This is a genomic window from Silanimonas sp., assembly GCF_027531545.1.
Classification (GTDB): domain Bacteria; phylum Pseudomonadota; class Gammaproteobacteria; order Xanthomonadales; family Xanthomonadaceae; genus Silanimonas.
Genome location: NZ_JAPZSC010000001.1, coordinates 155,286 through 178,927, shown reverse-complemented (window position 1 = coordinate 178,927; position 23,642 = coordinate 155,286). Strand labels below are relative to the sequence as shown.

The 23,642-nt window shown below is 68.7% G+C and carries 16 protein-coding genes; 7 read left to right on the top strand and 9 right to left on the bottom strand.

Annotated elements, in window-relative coordinates; genetic code table 11:
- Positions 1–405: 405 nt before the first annotated feature.
- Complete coding sequence (locus tag O9280_RS00785; protein ID WP_298337596.1) at positions 406–1,716, bottom strand: amidohydrolase family protein; 1,311 nt, start codon at positions 1,714–1,716, stop codon at positions 406–408.
- Positions 1,716–3,077, bottom strand: coding sequence for an amidohydrolase (locus tag O9280_RS00780; protein WP_298337593.1), 1,362 nt, complete (start codon positions 3,075–3,077; stop codon positions 1,716–1,718). Before O9280_RS00780 ends, O9280_RS00785 begins: the two co-directional genes overlap by 1 nt.
- Before the next feature lie 139 nt (positions 3,078–3,216).
- On the opposite strand from O9280_RS00780, the gene O9280_RS00775 reads away from it, so the two are divergent.
- Positions 3,217–3,990: an AMP nucleosidase gene (locus O9280_RS00775; protein ID WP_298337586.1), complete on the top strand. Its 774-nt coding sequence runs from the start codon at positions 3,217–3,219 to the stop codon at positions 3,988–3,990.
- Between the two features lie 39 nt (positions 3,991–4,029).
- Here the strand turns inward: O9280_RS00775 and O9280_RS00770 are convergent, their stop codons facing one another.
- The 4 genes from O9280_RS00770 to gltB form a co-directional block, all read right to left on the bottom strand.
- Positions 4,030–4,344 (bottom strand): hypothetical protein, encoded by a 315-nt coding sequence (locus O9280_RS00770; protein WP_298337584.1) that lies wholly within the window; start codon positions 4,342–4,344, stop codon positions 4,030–4,032.
- 188 nt (positions 4,345–4,532) lie between these two features.
- Positions 4,533–5,459 carry a Grx4 family monothiol glutaredoxin gene (grxD, locus tag O9280_RS00765; protein ID WP_298337582.1) on the bottom strand — a complete coding sequence of 309 codons (927 nt, stop codon included), beginning with the start codon at positions 5,457–5,459 and terminating at the stop codon, positions 4,533–4,535.
- 51 nt (positions 5,460–5,510) lie between these two features.
- Complete coding sequence (locus O9280_RS00760; protein WP_298337579.1) at positions 5,511–6,926, bottom strand: FAD-dependent oxidoreductase; 1,416 nt, start codon at positions 6,924–6,926, stop codon at positions 5,511–5,513.
- On the bottom strand, positions 6,926–11,398 hold the full coding sequence (gltB, locus tag O9280_RS00755) for a glutamate synthase large subunit (protein WP_298337575.1): 4,473 nt from the start codon (positions 11,396–11,398) through the stop codon (positions 6,926–6,928). Before gltB ends, O9280_RS00760 begins: the two co-directional genes overlap by 1 nt.
- Before the next feature lie 194 nt (positions 11,399–11,592).
- Between gltB and O9280_RS00750 the strand changes: the two genes are divergently transcribed.
- Entirely contained in the window at positions 11,593–12,159 is a 567-nt protein-coding gene (locus tag O9280_RS00750) for a GNAT family N-acetyltransferase (RefSeq protein ID WP_298337572.1), read from the top strand.
- A gap of 284 nt (positions 12,160–12,443) precedes the next feature.
- A complete protein-coding gene (locus O9280_RS00745) occupies positions 12,444–16,586 on the top strand; it encodes an Ig-like domain-containing protein (protein ID WP_298337569.1) in 4,143 nt (1,380 codons plus the stop codon).
- Between the two features lie 39 nt (positions 16,587–16,625).
- Here the strand turns inward: O9280_RS00745 and O9280_RS00740 are convergent, their stop codons facing one another.
- Complete coding sequence (locus O9280_RS00740) at positions 16,626–17,240, bottom strand: GDSL-type esterase/lipase family protein (protein ID WP_298337566.1); 615 nt, start codon at positions 17,238–17,240, stop codon at positions 16,626–16,628.
- 4 nt (positions 17,241–17,244) lie between these two features.
- On the bottom strand, positions 17,245–18,489 hold the full coding sequence (locus O9280_RS00735) for an aminotransferase class I/II-fold pyridoxal phosphate-dependent enzyme (protein WP_298337563.1): 1,245 nt from the start codon (positions 18,487–18,489) through the stop codon (positions 17,245–17,247).
- 227 nt (positions 18,490–18,716) lie between these two features.
- On the opposite strand from O9280_RS00735, the gene O9280_RS00730 reads away from it, so the two are divergent.
- Both O9280_RS00730 and O9280_RS00725 read left to right on the top strand, forming a co-directional pair.
- Positions 18,717–19,235, top strand: a complete 519-nt coding sequence (locus O9280_RS00730; RefSeq protein WP_298337560.1) for a hypothetical protein — start codon at positions 18,717–18,719, stop codon at positions 19,233–19,235.
- Entirely contained in the window at positions 19,226–20,125 is a 900-nt protein-coding gene (locus O9280_RS00725; RefSeq protein ID WP_298337558.1) for a hypothetical protein, read from the top strand. Before O9280_RS00730 ends, O9280_RS00725 begins: the two co-directional genes overlap by 10 nt.
- A gap of 2 nt (positions 20,126–20,127) precedes the next feature.
- Here the strand turns inward: O9280_RS00725 and O9280_RS00720 are convergent, their stop codons facing one another.
- Positions 20,128–20,544, bottom strand: a complete 417-nt coding sequence (locus tag O9280_RS00720) for a DUF4345 domain-containing protein (protein WP_298337555.1) — start codon at positions 20,542–20,544, stop codon at positions 20,128–20,130.
- Between the two features lie 37 nt (positions 20,545–20,581).
- On the opposite strand from O9280_RS00720, the gene rsgA reads away from it, so the two are divergent.
- The gene (gene rsgA, locus O9280_RS00715; RefSeq protein ID WP_298337552.1) at positions 20,582–21,664 is read left to right on the top strand and encodes a ribosome small subunit-dependent GTPase A; all 1,083 of its coding nucleotides are present in this window, start codon (positions 20,582–20,584) and stop codon (positions 21,662–21,664) included.
- Positions 21,665–21,700: 36 nt separating this feature from the next.
- Positions 21,701–23,623, top strand: coding sequence for an ABC-F family ATP-binding cassette domain-containing protein (locus tag O9280_RS00710; protein WP_298337549.1), 1,923 nt, complete (start codon positions 21,701–21,703; stop codon positions 23,621–23,623).
- Positions 23,624–23,642 lie beyond the last annotated feature (19 nt).

The window sequence follows — 23,642 nt, the reverse complement described above, 5'->3', positions numbered from 1 at the left end:
CGCTCGCCCGCCCCATCACCATGAATGTGATCGACCCGGCGGCCCGCTCGAATGCGACGTCCATGTCGCTCGAGCGGCGGCTCATCCCTGAGCCGCCCTTCGGGCCATCGCCTGGCCATCGCGCTGGGGCTCCTTATTCGCGTCGCCCGCAGGCCGACCCTCGAATACCGACCGTCGCGGCCGAACAAAATCTCGCGAGCTTGCGCCGGTGTCGCGGCCCCACCTCAGCTAGTGCGGCGCGTGCGATGGATTCCAGGCGAGGCTGCGCCGCGCCCGCGTGGCGGTGGGCCAGCGACAAGCGAGCCATGGATGGCGAGCGCGCGGCTCGGGGCAGGACAGCCCCGAGTCCGCGAAGAGCGGCCTACCGTTACGCGTGGCAGGCGCCGCTCTTGCCCTTGAAGGCGCTCAGCGCCCCGCCGGATACAGCCGCGAACGCTCGCCCTTCGGCGCGAGGTAGCGGTCGCGCAGCAGCGTCTGCCGCGACTGCATGGGCACCGCGCGGCCGCCGACGAACACCTGCGTGGCGGTCGTCGTCACTTCCAGCGGGTCGCCGTTCCACAGCACGAGGTCGGCCGTCTTGCCGACTTCGATGCTGCCGATCTTCGCGTCGATGCCGAACACCTTCGCCGGCGCCGAGGTGAGGCCCGCGAGCGCGGTCTCCCAGGGCAGGCCGTGGGCCGCGGCCACGCCGGCGAGCTGGCGGATCTTGCGGGCATTGTGCGTGGCGTCGCCGGCCTGCGAGAACGCGACGGTGACGCCGGCGGCATGCAGCTTGGCCGCGTTGTCGAGGCGCGCGCCGAGCTGGTCGAAGCTGCCCGGGAGGTTCACCAGCGCGTCGAGCAGCACCGGCACCTTCGCCGCGGCGAGTTCGTTTGCGACGATCCACGCTTCGGCGCCGCCATTGATCACCGGCTGGAAGCCGTAACGCTGGCCCAGCGCGATCACCTGGCGGATGTCGGCGGCGCGGTCGACGGTGAACACCACGCGGCCGCCGCGCAGATAGCGGCTCATCGCGTCGCGACCGGCCGGCGTCAGCAGGCCGTGGCCCGGCGAGACCATCATCATCGGCGACGCGGGCGGCTTGGCCTCGCGGATCGCCTGGTCGAGCAGCATGTACTGGCCGGCCCGGCTGCCGCCGGACATCGCCACGGCGCCGTTGGAGAGATCGACGAAGAGCGAACGGCTGCCGTCCACGAGGGCGTCGAAGCCACCGTCGAAACGCACCGCGCCGCCCTGGCCAGCGACGAAGCTGCCTTCCTCGAGCGCGCCGGGGGCGAGCACGGTGAAGGTGAGGCCCTCGATGCGGTTGACGCCGATCACCTGCGAGCGCGGGTTGTAGGCGGGCAGCACGTCGAACTCTGGACGCCAGCGCGTCTCGCCCGGATGCACGTGCGGCGTCGCGGCGCCGAGGTTCTGGTGCACCGTGCTCGATTCCGCGCTGATCTCTTCGAGGCCGAGCGCGGTGAGGCCGGCGAACAGGCCCGGCGTCAGCGGCTGGCCCTTGGCATCGATGCGGGTGGCACCGGCGGGCGCGGCCAGCTCGGCGCCGACGGCGCTGATGACGCCATTGGTGATGACGACATCGCCATTGGCCAACGTGCCGGCGGCACCGGCGGTATGGACCTTGGCGTTGTCGATGAAGACGACCGACTGCGCGGAAGCGAAGCCGGCGAGGGCCAGCGCGACGGCGCCGGCGAGGACGGAGAGGGCGCGCATCAGAGGGGCTCCTGGCCGAGCGTGAAGTCGGAGACCGGCTGCAGCGCCGGGTCGTTGTGGTCGAACATCAGCGCACCATCGATCCAGACCTTCTCGGCCCTGGCGTAGACGCTGAAGGGGTTCTGGTTCCACAGCACCACGTCGCCCATCTTGCCGCGCTCGAGCGTGCCGACCTGCTCTTGGATGCCGAGCGTCTGCGCGGCGTTCTGGGTGATCCAGCGCACGGCGTGTTCGGGCGCGATGTCGATGCCGGCGCGACGGCCGACGCCGATGACCTTGCCGGCTTCCTGGTTGAGGCGCTGGATGCCTTCGGCCGAATCCGAGTGCACCACCGCACAGCCCTTGCCCTCATTCGCACGGTCGACGATCAGGATGTTCTCCTGCACCGCGTCATAGGCCTCGGCCTTGAAGCCCCACCAGTCGGCCCAGAGCGCGCCGCAGGTGCCGGCCTCGGCGAGGCGATCGGCGATCTTGTAGGCCTCGACGCCGTGGTGGAACGCGGCCACCTTGAAGTCGAACTCCTCGGCGAGGTCGAGCATGATCGCCATCTCGTCGGCGCGGTAGCAGTGGATCTGCACCTGGATCTCGCCGTTCATCGCGGCGGCGAGGGTCTCGAGGCGGAGGTCCTGTTTCGGCGGCTCCTCGTCGTCGAGCTTCCCGAGGTACTCGCGGGCGTCGATGAAGGCGTTGCGGTAGCCGGCGACGTTGCCCATGCGGGTCATCGGTGCCGCGCCCTGCCCGCCATAGAAGCGCTTCGGGTTCTCGCCGCAGGCCATCTTCAGGCTCCACGGTGCGCCGGGGAACTTCATCTGCTGGTAGGTCTCGCCCGGCACGTTCTTCAGCACCACGCCGCGGCCGCCGATCAGGTTGCCGCTGCCCGGCAGAACCAGCATCGAAGTCACGCCGCCGGCGAGCGCCGTGCCGAAGCCCGGGTCCTGCGGCCACACGGCGTGCTCGGCCCAGACCTGCGAGGTCACGGGGTTGGTCATCTCGTTGCCGTCGCTGTGGGCGTCGAGGCCCGGCGAGGCGTACACGCCAAGGTGCGAGTGCACGTCGATCAGGCCCGGCGTGATCCACTTGCCGGTGCCATCGACCACCGTCGAGCCGCGAGGGGCGTCGAGGCCCTGGCCCACGCGCGCGACCTTGCCGTCGCGCAGCAGCACGTCGGCGTTCTCCAGCCGCGTGCCGTCGCCCACCAGCACGGTGGCATTGCGGATCAGCGTGTCCTGCGCGGCGATGCGTTCGTAGGTGCTGGGGTACGGGTCGTCCTTCAGCACGGTGACCCGGGCGTCGGCGGTGGCGCCGAGGCCGAGCGCCAGGGCGGCGGCGAGGGCGGTGGTTCGGAGATCAAGCGGTCGCATCGCGGGCTCCAGCAAGGGAAGCCGACACCCTAGCCCGGCCCCAAGGCCCATCAACTAGGCCGAAGGTCATGGGCCCCGGCGCGGGCGCGGGCGGCCCGCGTGGCAAAATCCCCGGGCGAACGAGAAGAGAAGGACACCCATGAAGGACAAGAACGAGATCGTCTCCAACTGGTTGCCGCGCTACACCGGCGTGCCGCTGGAGGAATTCGGCCCCCACGTGCTGCTGACCAATTTCGGCGGCTACCTCGACGTGTTCTCGCGCTTGACGGGCGCCGAGGTCGTCGGCCGCGACCGCCCCATGCCGAGCGCCACCGTCGACGGCATCACCATGATCAATTTCGGCATGGGCAGCGCCAACGCGGCGACGGTGATGGACCTGCTCAGCGCCGTGTCGCCGAAGGCCGTGCTGTTCCTCGGCAAGTGCGGCGGCCTGAAGCGCAAGAACCAGCTCGGCGACCTCGTGCTGCCGATCGCGGCGATCCGCGGCGAGGGCACCAGCAACGACTACCTGCCGCCGGAAGTGCCGGCGCTACCGGCCTTCGCGCTGCAGCGCGCGGTGTCGACGATGATCCGCGACCTCGAGCACGACTACTGGACGGGTACGGTCTACACGACCAACCGCCGCGTCTGGGAGCACGACGAGGCGTTCAAGGAATACCTGCGCAAGCTGCGCTGCATGGCCATCGACATGGAGACGGCGACGGTGTTCGCCGCCGGCTTCGCCAACAGCATTCCCTCGGGCGCGCTGTTGCTGGTCTCGGACCAGCCGATGATCCCGGAAGGCGTGAAGACGGAAGCGTCCGACAAGGTGGTCAGCGCGAACTTCGTCGAGCGCCACATCACCATCGGTATCGAGGCGCTGAAGCTGGTGCGTCGCCACGGGAAGTCGGTGAAGCACCTGCGCTTCGACTGAAGCGCGGCGGGTTCGGGGGCGGCCATGCCGCCCCGCGGCTCACCAGATGAAGCGGACGTTCAAGACTTCGGCGCTGGTGTTCTCGGCGCCCATGCGCACCGTGCACTCGAGCACCTGCACGGTCTGGCTGGCGAGACCGGCGTCGACGGTGACCTGCGAGGCCAGCAGGAAACTGCCGCGGCCGTCGTCCTTCATCGTTTCCGCCAGCATCTTCAGATCCAGCGTGTAGGGCTTGGCGCCCAGCTGGGTGCGCACCTGCGCATCGCAAGCCTGGGCGGCCACATCCGCCGGGGTGGCGCCGCCACCACAACCGACCAGCAGGCCGAGGGCCGCCGTCGGGACCATCCAAAACATTCCACGGTTCATCGCCATCTCCGTGCCACCGCGCCGGGTTTTTCCCGGCTTTTCGGGGCGTCACTCCGCTGTTTAGCGCAAAAACTCTACACGCGCCATGAACGGAAGGGTGGATCGCGCCCGGCGCGGCCTTCGTTGACGTGGATTGACGGTGATCCGGGCGCCTTGCGCCCGGTGGGCCGTTCGCCTCAGTAGCGGGGGACCGAGCCGTCGACGTCGGTCGACCAGGCGTCGATGCCACCTTCCACGTTGTAGACCTGCGTGAAGCCGAGGCCGCGGAAATGCTCGGCGGCCTGCCGGCTGCTGTTGCCGTGGTGGCACAGGAAAGCCAGCTTCGTGTCCTTCGGCAGCGCCGCGAGGTCGTCGTGCGTGGTCTCGTCGAGGACCGCGTGCGACGCCGGGAATGCGGCCAGGGTGCGGGCCTGCGGCGGGCGCACGTCGATGACGGTGAACTCGGCGAGACGCGCCGCGAGGTCCTTCACCGACAGCGGGCGCACTTGGGCCGGGGCGTTCGGGTTGGTGATCGACAGGCCGGCACCGCGGACGCCGTTGTCTACCCAGTCGATCGCGATGCCGTTGGCGCGCGGCGCGCTGGCGAGGTCGAAGTGCACGGTGATGCCGTTCGCCGTGGCGCTGACTTCCTGCCCGGTGGCCGGCTTCAGCTCGAAGCGGCTGTTGAACTTGGCGTCGACCGCCATGTGCAGGGCGAGGCCGTCGCCCTGGTCGGCCATGGCCTTGCGGATCTGCGCGGCGGCCTCGTCGGTGATCGTGATCGTCGGTGGCGTGCGGTCCGGCGTGGCGCCGCCCAGCAGGGCATGCAGCTCACCGGAGTTCATCATCTGCTCGATGATGTCCGAACCGCCGACCAGCTCGCCCTTCACGTAGAGCTGCGGGATGGTCGGCCACTGGCCGTAAACCTTGATGCCCTCGCGGATCTCCGGGTCCTGCAGCACGTCGACGTGGGCGTACTCGGCGACGATGCCGCCCACGATGCTCGAGGCCTTCATCGAGAACCCGCACTGCGGACGCTGCGGGCTGCCCTTCATGAACAGCACCACCTCGTGCGAGCTGAGGATGGATTCGATGCGGGCGCGGGTGTCGGCGGAGAGGCTCATGGCGGGCGGGAGGTCGAAACGGGAAGGGCGGCATTGTACGCCGCCCCTCCGTCATGCCGCCGTGCGGATGGCGATGCCCTTGAACTGCCGCAGCATGGCCGCCGCCGCGTCGCGGCCGTCGCGCACCGCCGTGACGACGAGGTCGGCGCCGCGCAGCGCGTCGCCGCCGGCCCAGAGCTTGGGCACCGAGGTCTGGTAAGGGGAAGCGCCGCCTCCGACGATCAGGCCGCTGTCGGCGAGGCGCACGCCGTGCTCGGCCAGCCACGCGGGCGGGCTGGCGCGGTAGCCGAAGGCAAGGATCACCACGTCCGCGGCGAGCGTTTCCGATTCGCCCTCGACGATCGAGAAGGCCCCACGTCCGGCGGCCTCGGTGCGGGCCACGCGCAGGGCCTGCACGCGGCCCTCGCCCTCGATGGCCAGCGGCGCGCGATGGAACAAGAACTCGACGCCCTCGTCGCGGGCGTTCTTCACCTCGCGGCGCGAGCCCGGCATGGATTCGGCGTCGCGGCGGTACACGCAGCTGACTTCGGCAGCCCCCAGGCGACGCGCGGTGCGCACGCAGTCCATGGCGGTGTCACCGCCGCCGAGCACGCGCACGCGCTTGCCCTTGAGGTCGAGCATCGCGGCATCGTCGGCGTCGAGCGTGCGGCCGAGCACGCGGCGGGCGTTGGCGATCAGGAAGGGCAGGGCCGGCAGCACGCCGGGCAGCGATTGCCCCGGGAGGCGCGCGTCGACCGGCGTGGTGGCGCCGGTGCCGACGAACACCGCGTCGTGCCCGGCGATGAGCTTGCCGAACTCGATGTCGCGGCCCACGTCGAGGCCAAGCTGGAAACGCACGCCCATGCCTTCGAGCACCTGCCGGCGCGTAGCGATCACCGACTTCTCAAGCTTGAAGGGCGGGATGCCGAAGGTGAGCAGGCCGCCGATCTCGTCGTGGCGGTCGAACACCGTCACCGACACGCCCGCACGCACGAGGCGGTCGGCGCAGGCGAGGCCGGCCGGGCCGGCACCGACGACGGCGACGCGTTCCTTGCGCGGCTTCACCCGCGACAGGTCGGGGCGCCAGCCCTGCTTGAAAGCCTCGTCGACGAGGTACTTCTCGATGCTGCCGATGGTGACGGCGTCGAAGCCGGTCTCCAGCGTGCAGGCGCCCTCGCAGAGGCGGTCCTGCGGGCAGACGCGCCCGCAGATCTCGGGCAGTGGGTTGGTCTCGTGCGCGAGCGTGGCGGCTTCGAACAGGCGGCCCTGACGCACCAGCTCCAGCCATTGCGGGATCGCGTTGCCGACCGGGCAGCCGTTGCTGCAGTAGGGGTTGCCGCAGTCGAGGCAGCGCCCGGCCTGGGCTTTGGCTTCGGCGGGTTCGAACTTGCCGTAGATCTCGACGTCCAGGCCCAGGCGCGTGGCGACGGCCAGTTCCTTCGGCATCTGCCGGGGCAGGTCGAGGAAATCGAATTGCGCGCGTGGCATCAGGCGGCCCTCTTCAATGCGGCGACCAGCGAATCGAGGCTCGCGGCCTTCGGCTTCACCAGCCAGAACTTGCCGATCACCTCGCGGAAATCCTCGAGCAGCTCGCGCGCCTGCGCGCTGCCGGCCAGCTTCGCGTGCGTGCGCAGCAGGTTCCGCAGGTGCTGCAGGTGGTTCTCCATCGATTCGGCCTCGAGGCGATGGATGTCCACGAGCTCATGGTTGTAGCGGTCGACGAAGCCGCGGTCGATGTCGAGCACGTAGGCGAAGCCGCCGGTCATGCCGGCGCCGAAATTCAGGCCCGTGCGGCCCAGCACCAGCACCTGGCCGCCGGTCATGTACTCGCAGCCGTGGTCGCCGATGCCCTCGATCACCGTGGTGGCGCCGGAATTGCGCACGCCGAAACGTTCGCCGCCGCGACCCACGGCGTAGAGCTCGCCGCCGGTGGCGCCATACAGCGCCGCGTTCCCAAGAATGGTCGCGTGCTGTGGGGTGTAGCGGTGCCCCGCGGGCGGCGCGATCACGATGCGGCCGCCGGCCATGCCCTTGCCGACGCCGTCGTTGGCTTCGCCGTGCAGGTGCAGGTGCACGCCCTTCGCGTTGAAGGCGCCGAAGCTCTGGCCGGCACTGCCGTGGCAGTGCAGTTCCAGCGTGCCGGGCGGCGCGGCGTCGCCGAAGGTCTTGGCCAGCGCACCGGCGAGGCCGGCGCCGAGGCTGCGGTCCTGCGTGTCGATGCGCACTTCGCGACGCACGCTGCGGCCGGCCTTCAGTTCGGGGAAGGCTTCATCCAGAAGTTGTTGTGCGAGCGGGCTGGGCGGTGCGGCAATCGGCGGTGCGGCACGGTGCGAGGCCGGGCCCGGCAGCAAGGCACTCGCCTTCAAGCGCGAGAGGTCGAGCAGCTGCTGGCGATGCGGAACATCTTCGCGTTCGACCAGCAGGTCGGCGCGGCCGATCAGTTCCTCCAGCGAGCGGGCGCCGAGCGCGGCGAGGTGCCGGCGCACGTCCTCGACGAGATACGTGAAGTAGGCGATGACGCGCTCGGGCAGGCCCTTGAAGTGCTGCGCGCGCAGTCGCGGCTCCTGCGTGGCGACGCCGGTGGCGCAGGTGTTGAGGTGGCAGATGCGCAGGTACTTGCAGCCCAGCGCCATCATCGGGACGGTGCCGAAACCGAAGCTGTCGGCGCCCATCAGCGTGGCCTTGATGACGTCGAGGCCGGTCTTCAAGCCGCCGTCGGTCTGCAGGCGCACGCGCTCGCGCAGGCCGTTGCGGCGCAGCGTCTCCTGCGCTTCCGCCAGGCCCAACTCCCACGGCGAACCGGCGTAGCGGATCGAGCTGATCGGGCTCGCGCCGGTGCCGCCGTCATGGCCGGAGATGGTGATGAAGTCCGCCTGCGCCTTCGCCACGCCGGCCGCGATCGTGCCTACGCCCGCATGCGCGACCAGCTTCACCGAGATCAGCGCCTCGGGGTTGATCTGCTTGAGGTCGTAGATCAGCTGGGCGAGGTCTTCGATCGAATAGATGTCGTGGTGCGGCGGCGGCGAGATCAGGCCGATGCCGGGCTTGGCGTGGCGCAGCCGCGCGATCAGCGCGTCGACCTTGTGGCCGGGCAGCTGGCCGCCTTCGCCGGGCTTCGCGCCCTGCGCCACCTTGATCTGCAGCACTTCGGCATTGACCAGGTAATGCGGCGTCACGCCGAAGCGGCCGGAGGCCACCTGCTTGATTTTGCTGCGCCGCTCGGTGCCGTAGCGCGCGGCGTCTTCGCCACCCTCACCGGAATTGCTGCGGCAGCCGAGGCGGTTCATCGCCGTGGCCAGCGCTTCGTGGGCCTCGGGCGATAGCGCGCCGAGGCTCATGCCCGCGGAGTCGAAGCGCGACAGGATCGCGCTCGCCGGTTCGACCTCGTCCAGCGGCACGGCCGGGCCGAGCGCCTTCAGCGCGAAGAGGTCGCGCAGCGCGGAGGGCGGGCGCTCGTCCACCGCGCGGCGGAAGGCGTCCCAGTCTTCGGGCGCCTCGCTCATCACCGCGCGCTGCAGGGCGATGACCACGTCGGGGTTGGCCATGTGGTACTCGCCGCCGGGGCGGTACTGCATCAGTCCACCGATCTCGAGCGGTGCCGCGTCGTCGTCGGCCAGTTCGGCGAACTCCGCGGCGTCGGCATCGAGCTCGGCGAAACCGGCGCCGCCGATGCGGCTCGGCGTGCCGGGGAAGCACAGTTCGACGACCTCGGGAGCGAGGCCCACGATCTCGAACAGGCGCGCGCCGCGGTAGCTCGACAGGCAGCTCACGCCCATCTTCGAGAGGATCTTGAGCAGGCCCTTCTTCACGCCACGGCGGAAGCGTCGGCCCGGCTCCTTGGCGTCACCCGGCAGGGTGAGCTGGCCGTGGCGCTGCATGGCGTGCAGCGTCTGGTAGGCGAGGTAGGGGTAGACGAAGGTCGCGCCCACGCCAACGAGGCAGGCCACGTGGTGCGCGTCGCGCACCGTGCCGGTCTCGATGATCAGGTTGCAGGCGCAGCGCAGGCCGGCGTCGACGAGGCCGTGGTGCACGGCGCCGGTGGCGAGCAGGGCGTGGATGGCGCGGGCGCCGTCCGGCGGGTAGCGGTCGGACAGCAGCAGTACCACCGCGCCGCCGCGCACGGCCGCGATGGCTTCGTCGCGCACGCGGCGGATCGCCGCTTCCATGCCTTCGCCGTCGCGGCAGTACAGGTGCAGCAGCGCGTGCTTCTCGGCGTAGTCGGGCAAGGCCAGCAGCTCGCGCAGCTTGCGCTGGCTCAGCAGCGGCGAGTTCAGCTGCACTTGGCGGGCGTGTTCGGGCTTGGCCTCGAAGACGTTCTTCTCGGCGCCGATCTGCGTCACCAGCGACATCACCACCGTCTCGCGCAGCGGGTCGATCGGCGGGTTCGTCACCTGCGCGAAGGCCTGGCGGAAGCTGTCGTATAGCGAACGCAGGCGCTGCGACATCGCCGGCAGCGGCGTGTCGTCGCCCATCGAGCCCACGGCCTCGCCCTCGGTCTCGGCCAGCACCTTGAGGATGCCGTCGCGCTCCTCGCGGGTGAGGCCGAAGCGGCGCTGGAAGCGCGCCAGCACCAGGTCGTCGAAGGGCTCGGCGGCGAGCGCCGGGTCGATCAGGTCGGAAACGAGGTAGCTGACGCCATCCTTCAGCCAGCGCTTGAACGGGTGGCGGCCGGCGTTGATGCGGTCGATGGCGCCGCTGTCGAGCACGCGGCCCGATTCCAGTTCCACGGCGATCATTTCGCCCGGCCCGAGGCGGCCCTTGGCGATGATCTGGTCCTCGGCGATGCGGAAGGCGCCGGCCTCGGAAGCGATCACGAGCGCATCGTCGGTGCGCGCCCAGCGTGCCGGGCGCAGGCCGTTGCGGTCGAGCAGGCAGCCGGCGTAGCGCCCGTCGTTGAACGACACGGCGGCCGGGCCGTCCCACGGCTCGGTGTGCAGCGCGTAGTACTCGTAGAAGGCAGCGAGGTCCGGGTCCAGCGTCGACAGCGTGTGCGCCGCCGGCGGGATCAGGATGCGCAGCGCGGCCAGCGCGTCGAAGCCGCCGGCCAGCATCACCTCGAGCATGTCGTCGAGGCTCTGCGAGTCCGAGCCGTGCTCGCCGACCAGCGGGCCCAGCGTGGCGAAGTCGAGGCCTTCGGCCTTCCACAGCGCGCGGCGCGCGCGCGCCCAACCGCGGTTGCCCGAGATGGTGTTGATCTCGCCGTTGTGCGCGAGGTGGCGGAAGGGCTGGGCCAGCGGCCAGCGCGGCGAGGTGTTGGTGGAGAAACGCTGGTGGACGATGACGCAGGTGCTGGCCATCGCCGGGTGCATCAGGTCCGGGAACAGCTGCGGCAGCCGCTCCGGGATCACCATGGCCTTGAAGCCGAAGCTGTCGGCCGACAGCGTGACGATGTAGCCGGCGTCATCGTTGCCGAGCGCCAGCGCGGCGCGGCGGCGCGCGACGAACAGCGCACGGCGGAACTCGGCGTCGGTGAGCGTGGCGGCCGGCGCGACGAACAGCTGCTCGATGTGCGGACGGCGTGCGTCGGCGATCGGCCCGCAGGCGTCGAGGTTCAGCGGCACGCGGCGCCAGCCGGCGACGATCAGGCCGCTCTCGCGTGCGGCATCGGAAATCTTCTGCCGCGAGGCCTGCGCCTGGCTGACGTCGCGCGGCAGGAACACGAGCCCGGAGGCGAACTGCGGCGGCAGGGCCACGCCGATGTCGGCCGCACACGCCGCGAGCCAGGCGGAGGGCCGCTGCAAGAGCACGCCCGCACCGTCGCCCGACGCGCCGTCGGCGGCGATGGCGCCGCGATGCGACATGCGCTTCAGCGCATCGAGCGCGAGGTCGACGTGGCGGCGTTTCGGCACCCCGTCCAGCGACGCGATCAGGCCGAAGCCGCAGGCGTCATGTTCGAAGGACGGGTCGTGGAGCCCGCGAACCGTGTCGGTTCGCTGGTCCGGCTCCTGTGTCGAAGTCACGCACTCACGCATGCCGTCTGCTCCCCTCGCAGTAGTGGCGTCGATGGTTGGCCCCCGACTTCACCACGCGGGTTTAGAGCCGGGACTTCAATCGCTCGCCGTCACGCGGAACGCTAGCAATGGCGCGGCTGCGCGCGGTTTCCCTGCATTCGTATTCACGTCGCGAGTGCGCGGGATGGTTGCGCGTGCAACGGATGTCCGGCGCTGCTAGCCTCGGTCTCGGACCGAAGCGCGAGGACGCGACCACCGTGATCACCTTGCGCCGCGCCATCGCTGACGACGCCCTCGCGCTGTCGCGCCTCGCTGAAGCGACGTTCCGCGCCGCCTTCTCGGCAGCGAGTACCGAGGCGGAAATGGATCGTCACTGCGCGACGAGGTTCGGCGAGCGCCATCAGGGCGAGGAGATCGCCGCCCGGTCCCTCGAGACGTGGCTGGCGATGGACGGCGAGGCCATCGCGGGGTTCGCCCAGCTGCGGATCCACGTGCGGCCAATGTGTGTCGAGGCGGCGTCAGCCTGTGAGGTGCAGCGTCTGTACGTGGACGCGCGCTTCCACGGCAAGGGCGTGGCCGCCCTGCTGATGGACGCCTGCATCGACTCGGCGCGCGGGCATGGCACGGCGGCGCTCTGGCTCGGCGTGTGGGAGCGGAATCGGCGCGCGATCGCCTTCTATGCGAAGTGCGGCTTCGTCGAAGTGGGCGAACAGGTGTTTCCGTTGGGCCGCGATCTGCATCGCGACCTGGTCATGGCTCGCCCGATTTGAAGTGGATCGGCACTCCGTCCGTCGACGCGATCAGTCGAAACCCGCAGGCGTCGTGCTCGAAGTAGGGGGCGTAGAGCCCGTGAACCGTGCTGGCTGATCCGGCTCGTGGGCCATGGAAGCGCACTCGCGCATGCTTTCTGCCCCCCGCGCCGCAGTAGCGGCTTCGGTTGGTCGAACCCCGACTTCACCACGCAGCTTTGGAGCGCAAGCTCGAAAGGGGGGCCTTTGTTGCGGCGGTCTCGCCACCCCTGCAAACTGTTGGCAGGTTCCCTGGACGTGCAGAAATGGACTTCACCTTTATCCGCAGAGCGGCGTTTCGCGCGACGATTTCGATGGCTGCGGTGCTGGGCGCGGCGCCTGTCTGGGCGCAGCTTTCGGCTGGCGAGCGTCATGTCCTTGCGGCTCCGGTAGCTGGGAGCCCCGAATACGGCGCAACGGTGGCTCTTGACGGCAGGTTCGCCGCAGTAGGCGACCCCGCCGGTGACGCTGTTCACCTTTTCGTACATGAGCCGAGCAGCCGATCTGTCGCGTTTTCCGCCACTTTGCGCCCGCAGGATCGGTGGGATGGTCGCTTCGGGACAGCGTTGGCCCTAGCCGGTGGTCGATTGTTCGTCGGTGCGCCAGAGCCCACCCGCGACCTCGACGGTCAGGACGACTGGCGTGGCGATGTTGTCGTGTTTCGCGAGGCGTCCGGCTTGTGGGTTCGCGAGCGAGAGTTGCGCGGATCGGCGCCTCCCTCCGTCACTGTTGACGGCTTCGGTTCGAGCGTCGCGGCGAACGAGCGTCACGTGCTCGTTGCCGCCCGTGACGAACGCGCGCTGTACGCCTTCGATGCCGTGACGGGCGTGGCGGCTCTGCAGCGCATCGATGTCAACGCACGGGCACCATCGGCACAGGCCTGGGATCAGCTTGCCGGACTGATGAGCCTCCTTCTTGATGGCGACAGCGCTGTCGTGGGACTCAAGTACGACGACTACACCGCGTTTCACGCTCTACGCTGGAGTGGCGCGCGCTGGGAGTGGGAGGCCGAAATCCTCAGGGATGAGCTTCCCGAGTCCGCGTACGGGGGCGGGGCCAGCTTCCGGGCAGGCCGTCTGTTGATTCCGACGCTTCGCGGCGTCCGTCACTTCGAGCGCACCCCTTCGGGGCAATGGGTGGAGCGGGCCGTGGTGGCGTCTGACGCCGCGTTCGCCGCCGACGGCGATTTGCGTCGGGTGTCGCTCGCCGCAGGGGGTGCCTTCGTGCTCGAGCTTTCGGCACTGAAGTTCTATTCGCCGAACGCGGGAACTTGGCAGGTTGGAGGCAGCATCGAAGCCGCGCCCCCGATCGGAACGCCCGAACGGCGCAGTTTCGCGCGCGGGCTCTCCGCGTCCGGCAATGCCGTGCTCGTGGGCTCGCCAGGAAATCGCGAGCCGGCGCTGCTCCTCGGCCCTCCCGGCGATGTCACGGCGACGAACCTGGAAATCACCGGGCCGGCATTTGCAGCAGGTGTCGCCACGATCGGCCAGTCGGTCGTCGTCAGCGTTCGCATGCGCAGCCTTCAGTCGATGCAGGATCTCCCCGTGCACATCCTCGAAGGCGAAACCCTCCGGTGTACGGTGGTTCTCCGGGCAGACGGAACGGGCAGCTGCAGCGCCAGGTTTTCCAATGCCGGTCGCGTGGCTCTGGAGGCGAGATTTGACGGCGTCGCCGGGATGGCGCCGGCGTCGGCTCGCCGCGACGTGCTGATCCAGCCACCACTGAGGTTCCCGGTGTTCGGATCGGATGTCGCGCTCCAGGTGGGCGTCCCCGTGAGCGGCCAGCTGTCGGTTTCCGCCGTCGGCGCGACGCCGCCGTTCCGGTTCACGCCCACGACGTTGGTCAGCGGTGTTTCCCTTGATGCCGAAGGTCGAATCAGCGGTACGCCGACCGGCATCGACAGCGGACGTTCGGTTGCGATCGCTGTGTCCGATTCGTCCGCTACGAATCACGGCTTGGATTTCCGCTGGACGAGTGCAATCCGCGTGAGTGTCGGGAACGGTGTGACGCCGCGAATCAGCCTTTCTTCGCCAACAGTAGAGGCTATCGACGTCGGCGTGCCGCGCGTTCTCCCAGTGGTGGTGATTGGTCCTTCCGACAGCCGCTTTGCCGTGCAATCGTTGACGCCCGACATTTGCCGCGTTGATGCCTCCGCGGAGCTCGTGGTCGAGGGCCTGCGCCTCGGCCTCTGCCGCTTGACGTATGAGGTTGTCGGTACGGGTTATCTGTCCGCGAGTGGCCAATGGGACATCGCGGTGTCGTTGGGTGGTCGCCCGCTGCTCTTTGCGAGACCCGACCGAACAGTGTTGGCGAGACCGCCTTCGAACGTTGTTCCTGCAGGCGAACCCACCAATGCGCTGATCGATGTGCTCGGGAACGATCTTTTCGATTCGCGCGACGTGGAGCTGCCCGCCGGTTTGACCATCGTACGTGCCCCGTCAACGGGCAGCGTGCAAGTCAACCGCAACGGCACGTTGACCTACGTGCCGCGGACGGCATTCACAGCCATCCAGGATTCGTTCCGCTATCGCCTCTGCAATCGCGCCGGAACCGCGTGCTCCGAATCCGATGTGCGGATCGTCGCGCGACCGGGTGTGCCGCCGGGAACGACTCTGCAGGTCGAAGGTCAGAGCGGCTCGCAGATCGTCGACTTCAAGCCATTCAGCACTGTGGGGCCGATTGAGCGCAAGGTTGGCGATCTTGTCGCACCGACTCATTTGAACGTGACGATTGCTCCTTCGGCGGGCGTCGATTCGCCGTTCGACGAGCAGGGGGCCGGTACGCACGTTGAATTCAGAACAGTGCCAGCCAACTCGTCGTCGATCGCGTCCAGCTGGAGAGTCCATGCCGACGCGGCCGTCGTGGGTGGAGCGTCGGTTGCTCTGTACCTTGGGCTGGACACCAATCGCAATGGACGAGCCGACGAAAACGAAGTCGCTTGCGCATCGATGGGTGGGTCGGCCCTGGAGGGCTGCGACGCCTATTTCAGTAGACAAGTCGGTCAGGGTGCGCAGACCTACTGGGTCCTCGCGCACAACCGTGGCGCCTCGACCGCGGGAGCACGCATTGAGATCTTCGAGAGTGACGCCGTCGTCGCTCGCTCTCCGCGTGTCACCGTCATCGGACCGGCGACGGCGCCGAGTTTCGTCCGGCCGTGGCCGACGCGCATCGCGTGGAATGACCCGACGATGCTTGTGGGAGATCGTCGCCTTGTGGATGTCTCGTTCTGGCGGGAGGGGGTGTACCTTGGTGATGCGCCGGTGCGGATCGAGCGCGTGGCAGGGCGAGCCACGCCGATCGCGCTTCGCGACGGTGTCGATCACCCCTTTGCGCTTTCGCCGGGCGAGCGAGCGGGCCGTACCTATTTCGACGTCCCCCGCTCCGCGTCGGCACTGCGTATCGACTTGACTCATGCGGAAGGGGTGTCGCTGGCGGTTATCCGCGCACCAGTGCAGTCCGAAAACGATCCGTCGGAGGCTCCGCCAGCCCCTGTCGTCGCATCGATCCAAGCCGCCGGAGCGACCAAGGCAATTTCGCTGACGTCGAGCCAGTTGCCTCCTGGACGGTGGTATCTGGTGGCGACCAACCATGGCGCAACCGCGGCGATCCCGACCTTGCGCGTCACGACGACCGGAGGCGCGGAACGCGTCGAACCCGTCCCGGGCCACTACTTCAATCCCGAGCGTTCGGGTCATGGCGCCTTCCTCGACTACGCCGGGGGGAGTTGGGTCCTCATCTGGTACACCTATCGCGAAGACGGCTCATCCGTCTGGTACATGACGGACATCGGCGAGCGCAGCGCGACCAGTTGGACGGCGCCGCTGATCGAGTTTGGCTGGCATCTTGGGAAGCGCGTTTCCTCCATCGTTGGGTGGGCTTCCGTCAATGCCCTTGATGGCAGCAGCTTTGCATTTGGCTACACGCTGCACGGCCGTTCCGGCTACGAGCGTTTCGAACGACTCGGCGGGCCGGGCTGCCTCTCCAGTGCGAGCGGTGCTCCTCCATTCGATGTCAGCGGTCTATGGTTTGCGCCCGAGCTCCCGGGATACGGATGGAGCGTGCAGATCGACCGCGGCACGCGTCAGGCGATCATGGCCAGCTATTTCTACGACGACCTCGGCCGTCCGCTCTGGGTATGGTCGCAAACGCCCATCGACCAACTCGGCTCCTCGATCGATCTCACGACCGCACGACTGGACGGCCCCTGTCCATGGTGCGCGTACCGTCCGACGACCGCCCGTGCAGATACCGGAAGCGTGTCCGTGATGCACGATGGCGAGAAGATCCAGCGCATGCGGCTCGAACATTCGGGGAAAGTGCCGGGGATGCCGCATCTTGTGCAATGGTCGTGGCGCGATCCCTCTGCGCGAAGCGTCAGCCAGCTGTCGCAGCCGTCGGGCTGCAGGTAGGAGGCCGTTCGGCGGACATTTTCCAGCGGCGACGTGCAGTCAATGCCGCTCGGCGAAGGGAAATGCCGCCTCCGCCCACAGCGCATACATCGCGCCGGACGGATGCAGCCCATCCTCGGCCAGCATCGCCACCTCGCCGCCGCGCTCGCGGCTCACCGGCGCGGTGTCGACGAAGCGCGCACCGCGGGCTTCGGTCATGCGCTGCGCGGCCAGATTGAAGGCGTCGAGCTGGGTGGCGATCTGCGCGCGGTCGCGGCCGGACTGGGTGGCGAAGGGCGTGACGCCCCAATCGGGGATGGCCAGCACGATCACCCGCGACGCCTCGCCGCCGGCGAACTCGATGGCGCGCTCGAGCAGGCCGGCGAACTGCACCTCGTACTCGGTGAGCGAGCGCCCGCGGTACTGGTTGTTCACGCCGATCAGCAGCGAGACCAGCGCGTGGTCGGTCGGGATCGGCACGGCGGCGTGGGCGGCATCGATACCGGCGTCCAGCTCGTCGGTGGTCCAGCCGGTGGTGGCGATGATCCGCGGCGCGTCCAAGGCGATGCCCCGCGCGCGCAGCAGGTCGGCCAGCTGCACCGGCCAGCGCCCGGCCTCGGGCACGCCCTCGCCGATGGTGTAGCTGTCGCCGAGGGCGAGGAAGCCGCGACGCATGGGCTCAGGCGCTCTGGCGCGCGCCGCCGCGGTCGGCGTACTGCGACAGCGAGCGTTCGATGCGGCGGAACACCTCGCTGATCTCGTCGGCCTGCGGCAGCAGGGTCACGCGGAAGTGGTCGCGGTAGGGCACGTTGAAGCTGCTGCCCGGCACGATCAGCACGTGCTCGGTTTCCAGTAGATCAAGCGCGAAGCGGTAGTCGTCGAACTCCGGCAGGCGCGCGGTGTCGATCTTCGGGAAGGCGTACAGCGCGCCCTGCGGCGCAACGACCGAGAGGAAATCACTCTTCGCCACGGCCTCCAGCACGGCTTGGCGCGAGGCATGCAGGCGACCGCCCGGCGCGGTGAGCGCGGTGATGGTGTCGCCGCCCTTCAACGCGGCTTCGATGGCGAACTGGCCCGGAACGTTGGCGCACAAGCGCAGCGCGCCGAGCAGGTCGAGCGCGTGGTGGTAGTCGCCGGTGCGCAGCGGATCACCGGACAGCACCGCCCAGCCCACGCGCCAGCCGCAGGCGCGGTGCACCTTCGACAGGCCGCTGAAGGTGAGGCAGGGCACGTCGCCAGCCAGCGGCGCGAGCGGTTGGAACACGTGGTCGTCGTAGAGGATGCCGTCGTAGATCTCGTCGGCCATCAGCAGCAGGCGGTACTTCGCCGCGATCGCGACGAGTTTCTCCAGCAGCGGCTTCGGGTAGCTCGCGCCGGTCGGGTTGTTCGGGTTGATCAGCACGAGCGCGCGGGTCTTCGGGCCGATCATCCGCTCGATTTCGTCGGGATCCGGCAGGAAGCCGTTCTCGGCGCGGCAGCTGTAGTAGCGCGGGATGCCGTCGTTGAGGATGGTCGCCGCGCTCCAGAGCGGATAGTCGGGGCTGGGCAGCAGCACCTCGTCGCCGAGGTTCAGCAGCGCGCGCAGGGCGATATCGATCAGCTCGGACACGCCGTTGCCGACGAAGATGCGCTCCGGCGACACGTGCGGCGTGCCACGGGCCTTGTAGTGCGCGGCCAGCGCTTCGCGGGCCTGCGGCAGGCCCTGCTGGTGCGTGTACGGGTCGGTGTCGTGGATGTGGTCGGCGATGGCGCGCTGCAGGTGCTCCGGCGCGCGGAAACCGAAGGCGCCCGGGTTGCCGATGTTCAGCTTGATCAGCTTGTGGCCATGGCCTTCGAGCTCGCGGGCGCGGCGGGCGAGGTCGCCGCGGATCTCGTAACGGACTTCGCGAAGGCGTTCGCGGGTTTGCAGGGTGTTCGACAGCATGGGGCGGGGGCAGCTTAACCAGAGTGGTCGTTAACACTACTTCTAAACGCAGGGCATTGTGTTCTTTGGGTGCGCGAGGTTGCGGCGACCTTTAACTTGAATTAGCTTCGATCTGGCAACAGCCATTCGTAGCTGTTCAGGTCAAGGAGACCAAAGCATGAATTTGATCGGCGCACTCCCCCCCCCCCCCCCAGCGCCCCTCCCCTCTGTGCTCAACGTTTCGACTGTTGATTATAGTCGTCGGGACGCTGGCTCCGAGTTTAGGTCTTGCCCAGGCCTTTAGTTCTGGAGGGAGAACATGTATCCAGAATTATGCGCTCTTCGACTATTACCAGACGACAGGTGGTGAACGTCGATTGATTACTTCCGCCTGGGAGCCGGATGGAGTCAGTTGTTTTGACACTGGCAGCACGGAACTGGGAAGCATCAGGGACTGGTTCATCGATAATGTCGGAGGTTGGTTCGTTGAGCAGATTCTGGTTGTTGTGCCGAACAACCCGAACAACTCGACATCTGCCACATGCCAAGCCGATGTCGGCTCTCGTCACGCGCATGCGCATCAGGACGTTGCTCCGTATGCCGCCCTTCGACTGCTTGGCGGCGAAGGTTTGGCCCCAGGGGATGAGGTGCTCGTCACCTATGATGATGGTGGAACGGAGCGATGGATTGCGGTCGGCGGCCTGCCTAGCGCAACAGCCGATTCCATCGAACAGATTCCAGTTGCGGGATCGTTGAAATGTCCCTGAAGCGGCGAACGCTATTGGTCATTACGTTAATGGCTGTCGCTGGGGTCGCACTCTTCGCGGCTCGCGAAAGCGATTTGGGCATGGCCGAAGCCCTTGCCGACTTTCCTATTGTTGAGTCGCCCCCAATTGCGCCCCGCGCCGACGATTCCGCGCGCGCCCACGCTCCCGTCGAAGGCACGGCCCTTGCTGCAATCAAACAGTCGCCAAACTTCGTAGCTGCCCTAAATGATCTTGCACGAATCTATGGCGTGGATTCGATCGAGTACTCTCACTATTTCGGGCGTCTGACGCAGGCCTGTCGGCGCTCACGTTCGCTGTTGGCAACCAACGTGCGCCTCGAAGCTGGCGTGGGAGCGACACTGGAAGCGGCGAATGCCCTGCAGCCCGCGTGTGCGCCGCTGTTCGATCCGCAGGGCAATGTTCAGAGTCCGACGGGTCATTTTTCGCCGCTTATGGCCGCTGCCACCAACTTCGTGGTCGAGGATTCCGACGGTACGCGAAGGTTGCCGGTGGATTCTCTTCCCGCCCTTGAGGCGCTCGCTAGACTTCAGCAAGGCACCACAAGCGCAGAGATATTGGACGCTGCGCTCGTCTACTGGGATGCTTATCCCGATAGCGTCAGGGCGATAAGGCTGGCTCAGAGGCTTGATGATCGAACATTCAATGAAATGGCGCTGCTTGCCGGGAGGCTGGTTGAATGTGATCTCGCCGGCGGCTGTGCTGCTCGGTCCTTCCCAGTTCTTGAGTTCTGCGTCCAATATGGGTGTCCAGTTAACCAGTCGCTAGGCGAGGCGATGCGCAGTGCTTTGGACGATGCGCGCTTTGGCACAGCCGTAGCCTTGTACTCTGAGTTAACGATTGTGCGCCTTCGCGGCGCGCCGCCGACCTAAAATCAAGATGCGGCTTGTCCACGAATGCTCAGGGGCTCTTCCCGCCGCCCTGATGCTCCAAAGGCCGCCAGCGCGGCGAATCCCGCTTCCCACACCAGCGCGTAGGTGAAGAAGGGCACCCAGACTCCGTCGATGGCCACGCCGAGTAGGCGCCCGGCCGCGATGCCGCCATTGGTGGCGATCACCAGCCACAGGCCCGCGATGCGCCACTCGGGCTTGGTCGCGGCCACCAGCATCAGGGCGCCGAGGCCCACCTCCAGCCCGCCGTAGAAGGCGCGGAACTCGGTCGCCGCCGGCGCGCCGGTGGCGGTGATGCCGATGGCGGCGAGCGGGCCGATGGGGTCGGCGAGGAACCACAGGCCAAAGCCAAGGAAGCCGAGGCCGGCGAGGGCGAGCACAGCGATGCGGAAAGCGTTCATGGCGCGAGGGTCGCAGCGCACGCGTACACTTCGCGCGATGACGTGGACCCCCGACGATTTCGCCGCCGTGCGGCCGATGGGCTGGCGCGACGACGCGCCTGCCGCCCTCGCCCTGACCGGGCGGCCGCGCGCCGCGCTGGCCCGCGTGGTCGGCCAGCACCGGAACGCCTACGTGGTCGCGACCACCCTCGACGAAGCCCGCCGCGTGCAGCCGCCGGCAGCGTGGACGCGCCCGCGCTTCCGCGCCGAGGACCGCGCCGTGGTCGGCGACTGGGTGCTGCTGGACGCCAAGGGCGAGGCCATCACCGACCTGCTGCCACGCCACGCCCTGCTGCGCCGCGCCGCCGCCGGCGAGCACTACCAGCAGCAGCCGATCGCCGCGAACATCGACCACGTGCTGGTGGTCACCGGCCTCGACGGTGACTTCAACCCGCGCCGCATCGAGCGTTACCTGCTGCTGGTGCAGGCCAGCGGTGCGCAGCCGGTGCTGGTGCTGTCGAAGGCCGACCTCGCGGGCGAGCTCGCCGGCGACGCCGCCGAACTGCTGCAGCCGCTGGTCGACGCCGGTTTCCCGCTGCACATCGTCAACGGCAAGGACGCGGCCAGCGCGGCCGTCCTGCAGCCCTACCTCGGCGCGGGCCTCAGCTGCGTCCTGGTGGGCAGCTCCGGCGCCGGCAAGTCCACGCTGACGAACACGCTGCTCGGCCGCGAGAAGATGAAGACGGCCGAAGTGCGCGAGACCGATTCGCGCGGCCGCCACACCACGACCTCGCGCGTGCTGATTCCCCTGCCGCAGGGCGGCTGCCTGATCGACACGCCCGGCATGCGCGAGCTGAAGCTGGTCGGCGAGGAGGACCTGGCCGACAAGGTGTTCGAGGACATCGAGGCCTTGGCCACCCAGTGCCGCTTCCGCGACTGCGCCCACCTCAACGAACCCGGATGCGCCGTGCAGGCGGCGCTCGAGGCCGACGAGCTCGACGAGGCGCGCTGGGCGCACTACGTGAAGCTGCGCGATGAGCGCGACGCCGCGGCGACCACGCTGGCCGCACGCCGGGCCGAGACCAAACAGGCCCACAAGGGCTTCCACGCCCGGCTGAAGGACAAGTACGGCCGGCGCTGAGCCGCCGCTCAGGCGGGCTCCGGTAGACTCCGCGCCATGCTCGCCTTCAAGAACCTGGCCCTGCGTCGCGGGCCGCGCCTCCTTTTCTCCGACGTCGACCTGACCCTGCACGCCGGCTGGCGGGTGGGCGTGATCGGTCGCAACGGTTGCGGCAAGTCCAGCCTGTTCGCCGCGGTGCGGGGCGAGATCGAGCCCGACAAGGGCGACATCGACCGGCCCAACAAGCTGCGCATGGCCTCGGTGGCGCAGGAGACCCCGGCCCTGCCGGACCCGGCGCTGGACTTCGTGCTCTCCGGCGACGTCGCTGTCCATGCGGCCATCCGGATGGAAGCCGAGGCGATGGCGGCCGAGGACTACGAGAAGGTGGCCGAGGCGCACACCCTGCTGGCCGAGCTCAACGGCTACGACGCGCCCTCGCGCGCCGCCAAGCTGCTGCACGGCCTCGGCTTCCCGTCGCACACGCACGACACGCCGGTGGGCGAGTTCTCCGGCGGCTGGCGCGTGCGCCTGAACGTCGCGCGGGCGCTGATGACGCCTTCCGACCTGCTGCTGCTCGACGAACCCACCAACCACCTTGACCTCGACGCCGTGCTCTGGCTCGAAGAGTGGCTGCGCAGCTACCCCGGCACCCTGCTGGTGATCTCGCATGACCGCGAGTTCCTCGACGGCCTGTGCACGCACACGCTGCACCTCCACGAGGGCAAGGCCAAGACCTACGTCGGCGGCTACACCGCCTTCGAGCGCCAGCGCGCCGAGCACCTGCGCCTGCAGCAGATCGCGCACGAGAAGGAGCAGGTCGAGCGCGCGCACCTGCAGGCCTTCATCGACCGCTTCAAGGCCAAGGCCAGCAAGGCCAAGCAGGCGCAGAGCCGCATGAAGCGCCTCGAGAAGCTGGCGGGCACCGAAGCGGTGCGCGCCGAGCGCGAGGTGCGCATCGATTTCCCGGTGCCGCTGAAGCAGCCCACCACGCTCATCCAGATCCGCGACGCCGACTGCGGCTACACGGCGAACGAGAAGGGCGAAGGCGGCGTCACCAAGATCCTCGGCAATGTCGGCCTGTCGATCGAAGCCGGCGACCGCCTCGGCCTGCTCGGCCCGAACGGCGCGGGTAAATCCACGCTGGTGAAGACGCTGGTGGGCGAACTGCCGCTGCTGTCGGGCGAGCGCACCGGCCACCCGGACCTCGTCATCGGCTACTTCGCCCAGCACACGGTCGAATCGCTGCACGAGGGCCAGACGCCGATCGACCACCTGCGGATGATCGCGCCGAACACCGCGACGCAGGATTTCCGCGATTTCCTCGGCAAGTGGAACTTCCCCGGCGATCGCGCCTTCGAGGTGATCGACGGCTTCTCCGGCGGCGAGCGCGCGCGGCTCGCGCTGGCGATGATCGCGTGGCGCAAGCCGAACGTGCTGCTGCTCGACGAACCGACCAACCACCTCGACCTCGAGATGCGCGAAGCGCTGGCCGAGGCGCTGGCCGACTTCGACGGCGCCATCGTGATGGTCTCGCACGACCGGCATCTCATCGGCCTCGTCTGCGACCGCTACGTGCGCGTGGCCGACGGCATCGTCGAGCCCTACGACGAGGACCTCGACGCCTACGCCACCTGGCTCAAGCAGCGCGGCAACAACGCCAATGCCAAGGCCCGCACGGTCGAAGCCAAGCCCGCCGCGAAGGCTGAGCCGGTCGCCGCCGCGAAGCCCGCGGCGAAGCCGGGCAAGCCGGTCGATGGCGCCACGAAGAAGCGCCACGCCGCCGTCGAAGCCAAGCTGGCCTCGCTGGCGGCCGAAGCCGAGGTGCTCGACGCGGAGCTTGCGGCCGCGTCGTCGAAGGGCGGCGCGCAGGCGGCGCACGCGCTGGCCGCGCTGGGCCAGCGGCGCAGTGCCCTGCAAACCGAGCGCGAGACCCTCGAGCTGGAGTGGCTGGAGCTCGCCGAGAGGATCGAGGCGGGCTGAACCCGCCCCGGCCCGACTT